Raw genomic sequence first — 6165 nt, 5'->3', positions numbered from 1 at the left:
GCGACAAGGGATACGACACCAAGGACTTCGTCGCCGGGTGCCGCGCGCTGAAGGTGACACCGCGGGTCACCCAGAACACCAGCAACCGGCGCAGCGCCATCGACGGGCGCACGACCAGGCACCCGGGGTACGCGATGAGCCAGCGGGTGCGCAAACGAGTCGAGGAGATCTTCGGTTGGACGAAGACGGTGGGCGGCGGACGCAAGCTGCGCTACATCGGGCAGAGGCGCAACGAGATGTGGATGCTGCTGACCGTGGCCACCTACAACGTGGTGCGAATGGCCAACCTGGAGCTCGCGACAGGCTGAGGGAGCGGCCCTCAGGACCCAGACACGTGAAGTGACCAGGTCGGCGGAGGCGAGTTCACCTCGCCGTGAGCGGACACCGCTTCCCGCTGAAGAATCGCGGCGGTTGGGGGCGGATTCTTCAGCGCCCTGCTAGAGGCGCTGCTGCGCGGTCCCGACGAGGTCCTGCTCCTCGACGAGCCCGACAACTATCTCGATGTCCCGGGCAAGGAGTGGCTCGAGGGGGCGCTGCTGGCGACACGCAAGACTGTGCTGTTCGTAACCCACGACCGCGAGCTGTTGGTCCGCACGGCCCAGCGGGCGATCACCGTGGAAGGAGGTTCCGCCTGGACACACGGTGGCGGTTTCGCGTCGTACGCGGCTGCCCGACGCAGTCGCCACGAGCGCCAGGAGGAGCTGCACCGGCGCTGGGCAGAGGAGCATGAGCGGCTGCGCACGTACGTGCGCACGCTCTAGCAACAGGCGGCGCGCAGCTCCGACATGGCATCGCGGTACCGCGCTGCGCAGACCCGCCTGGCTCGCTTCGAGGCGGAAGGGCCTCCGCCCGAACCGCCGCGCGAACAGAACGTGCGTATGCACCTGCTCGGCGGCCGCACCGGCGTCCAGGTCCTCGTGTGCGACGGCCTGGAGCTCACCGGCCTGATGGCGCCGCTCGACCTGGAGGTCTTCTACGGCGAGAGGATCGCTGTCGTCGGGCCCAACGGCTCGGGGAAGTCGCACTTCCTGCGGCTGCTTGGTGGGGAGGATATCCGGCACACAGGCCGCTGGCGCCTCGGTGCCCGCGTGGTGCCGGGCGCGTTCTCGCAGCTGCACCAACGCGCCGACCTTCAGGGGCGCACCCTCGTCGATGCACTGCACGACCACGGGCTCGACCGCGGGCAGGCGATCGGCGCGCTGCGACGCTACGAGCTCGGCGGCCAGGTCGACCAGTCGTTCGAGACGCTGTCGGGCGGCCAGCAGGCGCGACTTCAGATCCTCCTTCTCGAGCTCGGCGGCGCCACCCTCCTGCTCCTCGACGAGCCGACCGACAACCTCGATCTGGAGAGCGCGCAGGCCCTCGAGGACGGACTGGTCGGGTTCAGCGGCACGGTCATCGCGGTAACTCACGACCGCTGGTTCGCACGCTCGTTCGACAGGTTCCTGGTGTTCGGAGCCGACGGCGCGGTCCGCGAGTCCGACGCGCCGGTGTGGGACGAGGCTCGCGTCGCGCGCTGACCGGCCAGTGCTGGGGGCGACGTAGGATGGGCCGATGCCCGAGACTGCCGTCGTCTGCGGCGCCAGCGGTGGCCTCGGGCCAGCGGTGCTCGAGGCTCTCGCCGTGCACCACGCACGCGTTGTCGGCGTGGCCTCGCCCCGCCAGTCGCTGAAGGACCTCGAGGCGATCTGTCCGGGCACGATCTGGGAGCGCGCCGACCTCACCGACGCCGAATCCGTCGACGCGCTCTGGCAGCGACTCGACGCGCTGGAGGGAGGCGTCGACACACTGGTGAATGTCCCCGGTGGCTTTGTCGGTGGAACCGTGATCGACGCAACCCCTGCGGACGTGCAGCACATGTTCCAGCTCAACCTCTACACCGCGTGGTGGTCGTGCCGGGCTGCGGCCGCACGCATGACCGCGGCCGGCCGGGGCAGCATCGTCAACGTGGGCTCGCGGTCGGCGCTGGTCGGTGGCGCCGGCTCAGCCGCCTACGCCGTCGCCAAGTCGGCAGTGATCCGGCTCACCGAGGTGATGGCCGACGAGGTCAAGAAGACGGGGGTGCGCGTCAACGTGGTGGTGCCGGCGGTCATCGACACCCCCGCGAACCACTCCTGGATGAAGCCGGCAGACCTCGCCAAGGCGGTGTCGCCGGCGGCCATCGCCTCGGTCATCGCCTTCCTATGCGGCGACGACGCCGGCACCATCACCGGCGCCACGATCCCGGTGTATGGCAGCTTCTGATCGTCCGGCCGCGCTGACCCCGGAGGACGCCTACCGCGCCCTCAAGGCACACCCGGCGTGGATCGTCGAGCGCGACCGCATCCACCGCGATCTTCGCTTCGGGTCCTTCACCGCGGCGATGGAGTTCGTCAACCGCGTCGCCGCTGTCGCTGAGAGCGTCGGCCACCACCCCAACGTCCGCCTGCACGAGTGGTGCTTCGTGGAGCTGGAGATCTATTCCCACGTCAGCGGCGGGCTGACCGCGCGGGACGTCGAGCTGGCCACCGCCATCGACGCCATCATCGACGAGCGGCCTCCGACGTGAGGCTGGCCACCTGGAACGTCAACTCGCTGGGCGCACGCCTGCCCCGCGTCGTCGAGTGGCTGGCGGCGACGCGTCCGGACATCCTCTGCCTGCAGGAGACCAAGCTCGCCGACGCCGCCTTCCCCCACGAGCAGCTCGGCGAGCTCGGCTACGAGGCTGCCGTGCACGGCAGTGGACAGTGGAACGGCGTGGCTGTCGTGTCGAAGGTGGGGGTCGCCGATGTGCGGCGCGGGTTCGACGGTGAACCAGGCTTCCCGGAGGCCGAGGCGCGCGCGCTGGCCGCGACCTGCGGCGGTGTGCGTGTCTGGTCGCTCTACGTCCCCAACGGCCGCACCGTCGACAGCCCGCACTTCGCGTACAAGCTGGCCTGGCTGGGCGTGCTGCGCGACGCGATCGCCGCCGACGCGGCGACGTCGCCCGCGATGGCGGTGTGCGGAGACTTCAACGTGGCCCCGGCCGACGTCGACGTCTGGGACCCCCCAGCGTTCGTGGGGTCGACGCACGTGACGCCGCTGGAGAGGGCGGCGGTGTCGTCCCTCGTCGACATCGGCTTCGTCGACGTCGAGGCGCGCGCGCTCAAGGGGGATCGGCCGTTCACCTACTGGGATTACCGCGCCGGCAACTTCCACAAGGGGATGGGCATGCGCATCGACCTGGTGCTTCTGAGCACCGCGCTGGCCGCCGGTGTCACCGACGCCTACGTCGACCGCGACGCGCGCAAGGGCAAGCTGCCCTCGGACCACGCGCCGGTAGTGGTCGACCTCGCCGCTCCCACCACCTGACCATGGAGGTGCAGGTCCGCCGCGGCGACCTCGCCGACGTGGACTCGCTGGAACCGCTCTGGGCGGGGATGGTCGAGCAGCACCGCGAGGTCGCCGCCGCCGAGTGGCCGGTGCGCGCCGCCGCCGACGCCTGGAGGATCCGCCAGGCGGAGTACCGCGCCTGGCTCGCCGACGGTTCGGGGACTCTCTTCGTCGCTGAGCCGGTTGGTGTGGTGGCGCCGGTCGGCTACGCGATGCTGCAGGTCCACGCGCCGGGAGCCACTTGGGACCTCGGTGCGCAGGTGGGGGAGGTCGAATCGCTCGCGGTCGCTGCCGCCGCCAGGGGCGCCGGGGTCGGGACCGCCCTGCTCGCCGCATGCAGGGCCGAGTTGAGCAGCCGCGGCATCGTGTACTGGTCGGTCGCGGTCGTCGAGGCTAACCGGGGGGCGGTGCGGCTGTACGAGCGTGAAGGCTTCCGGGCCTACTACCGGCTGCTGCTCGGCGAGGTCGAGCGGTAGCGGGGCGTCGCGCCACCTTCGACGTCGAGCACCTCGGGGTGGGCCACTGAGCTCGGCATCCGGGTCCGGTGACGGGCTGCATCCATGGTCAGGAGCGCGAGGGCCAGCCACACCAACGCGAATCCGCCGAGCAGCGCGGGCGGCAGCGGCTCATGGCGCACCAACACACCGATGGCGAACTGCATGACCGGGGTCACGTACTGGAGCAGCCCCAGCGTCGACAGCGGAAGCCGGGTTGCGGCAGCGGCGAAGAAGAGGAGCGGGATCGCCGTCGCCGGCCCGGCCGCGATCAGCAGGAGCAAGTGGCCGGGGGTAGCAGCTGGGCCGACCCAGGTGGCGCCGCCTGTGCCCGCCAGCACGCCGAGGACGATCAGCGCCGGCACCGTCAGGGCCGCCGCCTCGATGAACAGCCCCTCGGGTGCGGATGCGCGGATGCGCTTCTTGATCAGCCCGTACGCGGCGAATGAGAACGCGAGGAACAGCGCCAGCCATGGCGGCCGCCCGTAGTCGACGCTGAGGATGAGCACCGCCACAGCGCCGAGCGCCACCGCCGCCCACTGCAGGCGGCGCAGCCGCTCGTGCAGCAGGATGACCCCGAGAGCGACCGTGAGAAGCGGGTTGATGAAGTAGCCGAGGCTGGTCTCGACGACGTGGCCGTTGTTGACACCCCAGATGTACGCGCCCCAGTTGACGGCGACGATCACACCAGCGAGGCAGAGGCGCAGCAACGTGCCGCGGTTGAGGCGGCGCAGCCCGCGCAGCTCGCGTCGCACCGCCAGAAGCAGCGCCACCACCACGAGGCTGAGCACGATCCGGCAGGCGAGGATCTCGAGCGCGCCGGCCGGCTCCAGCAGCGGCCAGTACAGCGGGAACAGCCCCCACAGCACGTACGCGGCGACGCCCGACAGCAGTCCTCGCCTCGCCCTGGTCACACCGCAACATACCCGGAGTCAGCTGCGAATGCCGGCTCCCCCGACCAGTGCCTGCTCCTGCTGGTCGGCCTCGTAGCGGTCGATGAAGTCGACGATCATGTCGCGCATCCCGCACAGCTCTCGAGCCCAGGCATCGAGGACTGCGTTACCCGCCGGGGTGATCTCGTAGCGGCGCCGCCGCGGACCTTCGGCGGAACGCTCCCAGGTTGAGCGAACCAGCGCGTCGTCCTCCATGGTGTTGAGGGTGCGGTATACCGTGCCGGGGTCCCAGTGCCCCAAGGATAGCGGCGCCAGCTTGTCGCGCAGCTCGTAGCCGTACGTCGGCTCCTCCCCGAGGAGGAGCAGGAGGCAGGGACGCAGGTAGTTGCGCGGTTGGACCGGCGACCGAGAGCGGTCGGCGTGCTCAATCGGCGGGTCGGCCTGGCTCATGGCGCTCCCTCCAGCTGATGAGTCATCGAACGCTCGCAAGGCAAGGCCGTGCTCCCGCCGGCGGTACGGTCGCGACCGCCTCGTCACCAGGCGCTTCCGCAGGGTGGAGGATGCGCCTCGGGGCCGGAAAACGCAACAGTCGAACGGGGTCCATTTCTAGATGGCAGGCGCACTTATTGACGCCGCCGGCAACGGCTCCTACGGTGGCGCCTTCGCGCGGGCTACCGCGCCGTCGCAACGTGTCCATCGCAGCCAGGGAGGTGTGCCGCAATGGTGACCGAGGCAGCGCCGTACGGGCGGAAAACACAGAAGGAGCCTCCCGTCAAGGACGTCCACATCGTGTGGATCACCGCCGGCCTTGGCTGTGACGGCGACTCCGTCTCGATCACGGCGGCCACGCAGCCGAGCATCGAGGATGTCCTGCTCGGGTCGATCCCCGGGCTCCCCACCGTCCACCTCTACAACCCGGTGCTGGCCTTCGACAACGGCGACGACTTCCTGAAGCCGTGGTTCGCCGCCGCCCGCGGCGAGCTCGACCCCTTCGTGCTGGTGGTCGAGGGATCGATCCCCAACGAGAAGCTGAACGCTGACAACGGCGGCTACTGGGCGGCTGTCGGCACGGATCTCGCCACCGGGCAGCCGATCACCACCAACGAGTGGATCGACAGGCTCGCCCCCAAGGCGCTCGCCGTGGTCGCCTGCGGCACTTGTGCGACGTACGGCGGCATCCACGCGATGCAGGGCAACCCCACCGGCGCGATGGGCCTGGCCGACTACCTCGGCTGGGACTTCCGGACAGGGGCCGGCCTACCGATCATCAACGTGCCTGGCTGTCCGGTACAGCCCGACAACTTCATGGAAGTCGTGCTGTATCTGCTGTACCAGGTCGTCGGCCTGGCCCCGGTCATCCCGCTCGATGACCAGCTGCGCCCCACCTGGCTGTTCGGAGCCACCGTCCACCTCTACAACCCGGTGCT

At 70.1% G+C, this 6165-nt stretch carries 8 protein-coding genes and 1 pseudogene; 7 read left to right on the top strand and 2 right to left on the bottom strand.

The genetic code is table 11. The features are described 5' to 3' along the window. From JF886_RS06275 to JF886_RS06250, 6 genes and pseudogenes are all read left to right on the top strand, one after another. Positions 1–308: transposase (locus tag JF886_RS06275; protein ID WP_337310673.1), on the top strand; the 308-nt coding region annotated here is incomplete at its 5' end. Between the two features lie 126 nt (positions 309–434). Further along, positions 435–1520, top strand: a pseudogene (locus JF886_RS06270) (ATP-binding cassette domain-containing protein); the annotation flags it as partial. 34 nt (positions 1521–1554) lie between these two features. Continuing rightward, on the top strand, positions 1555–2244 hold the full coding sequence (locus JF886_RS06265; protein ID WP_337310671.1) for an SDR family NAD(P)-dependent oxidoreductase: 690 nt from the start codon (positions 1555–1557) through the stop codon (positions 2242–2244). Next, positions 2231–2548, top strand: a complete 318-nt coding sequence (locus JF886_RS06260; RefSeq protein WP_337310669.1) for a 4a-hydroxytetrahydrobiopterin dehydratase — start codon at positions 2231–2233, stop codon at positions 2546–2548. Before JF886_RS06265 ends, JF886_RS06260 begins: the two co-directional genes overlap by 14 nt. After that, positions 2545–3330, top strand: coding sequence for an exodeoxyribonuclease III (locus JF886_RS06255; RefSeq protein ID WP_337310668.1), 786 nt, complete (start codon positions 2545–2547; stop codon positions 3328–3330). The genes JF886_RS06260 and JF886_RS06255 overlap by 4 nt, the downstream gene beginning before the upstream one ends. 2 nt (positions 3331–3332) lie before the next feature. Beyond that, positions 3333–3827 carry a GNAT family N-acetyltransferase gene (locus tag JF886_RS06250; protein ID WP_337310666.1) on the top strand — a complete coding sequence of 165 codons (495 nt, stop codon included), beginning with the start codon at positions 3333–3335 and terminating at the stop codon, positions 3825–3827. On the opposite strand, the gene rarD is transcribed toward JF886_RS06250, so the two are convergent. Both rarD and JF886_RS06240 read right to left on the bottom strand, forming a co-directional pair. Next, on the bottom strand, positions 3794–4759 hold the full coding sequence (gene rarD / locus JF886_RS06245; RefSeq protein ID WP_337310664.1) for an EamA family transporter RarD: 966 nt from the start codon (positions 4757–4759) through the stop codon (positions 3794–3796). The two genes, JF886_RS06250 and rarD, sit on opposite strands and share 34 nt — an antisense overlap. Positions 4760–4777: 18 nt before the next feature. Then, a complete protein-coding gene (locus JF886_RS06240; RefSeq protein WP_337310662.1) occupies positions 4778–5188 on the bottom strand; it encodes a PadR family transcriptional regulator in 411 nt (136 codons plus the stop codon). Between the two features lie 270 nt (positions 5189–5458). On the opposite strand from JF886_RS06240, the gene JF886_RS06235 reads away from it, so the two are divergent. After that, positions 5459–6165, top strand: a 707-nt coding sequence (locus JF886_RS06235) for an NADH-quinone oxidoreductase subunit B family protein (protein ID WP_502711403.1), incomplete at its 3' end; no start/stop codon positions are given.

The sequence above is a fragment of the Candidatus Aeolococcus gillhamiae genome (assembly GCF_016464765.1).
Classification (GTDB): Bacteria; Chloroflexota; Dormibacteria; order Aeolococcales; family Aeolococcaceae; genus Aeolococcus; species Aeolococcus gillhamiae.
This window is presented reverse-complemented; position numbering and strand designations above follow the sequence as displayed.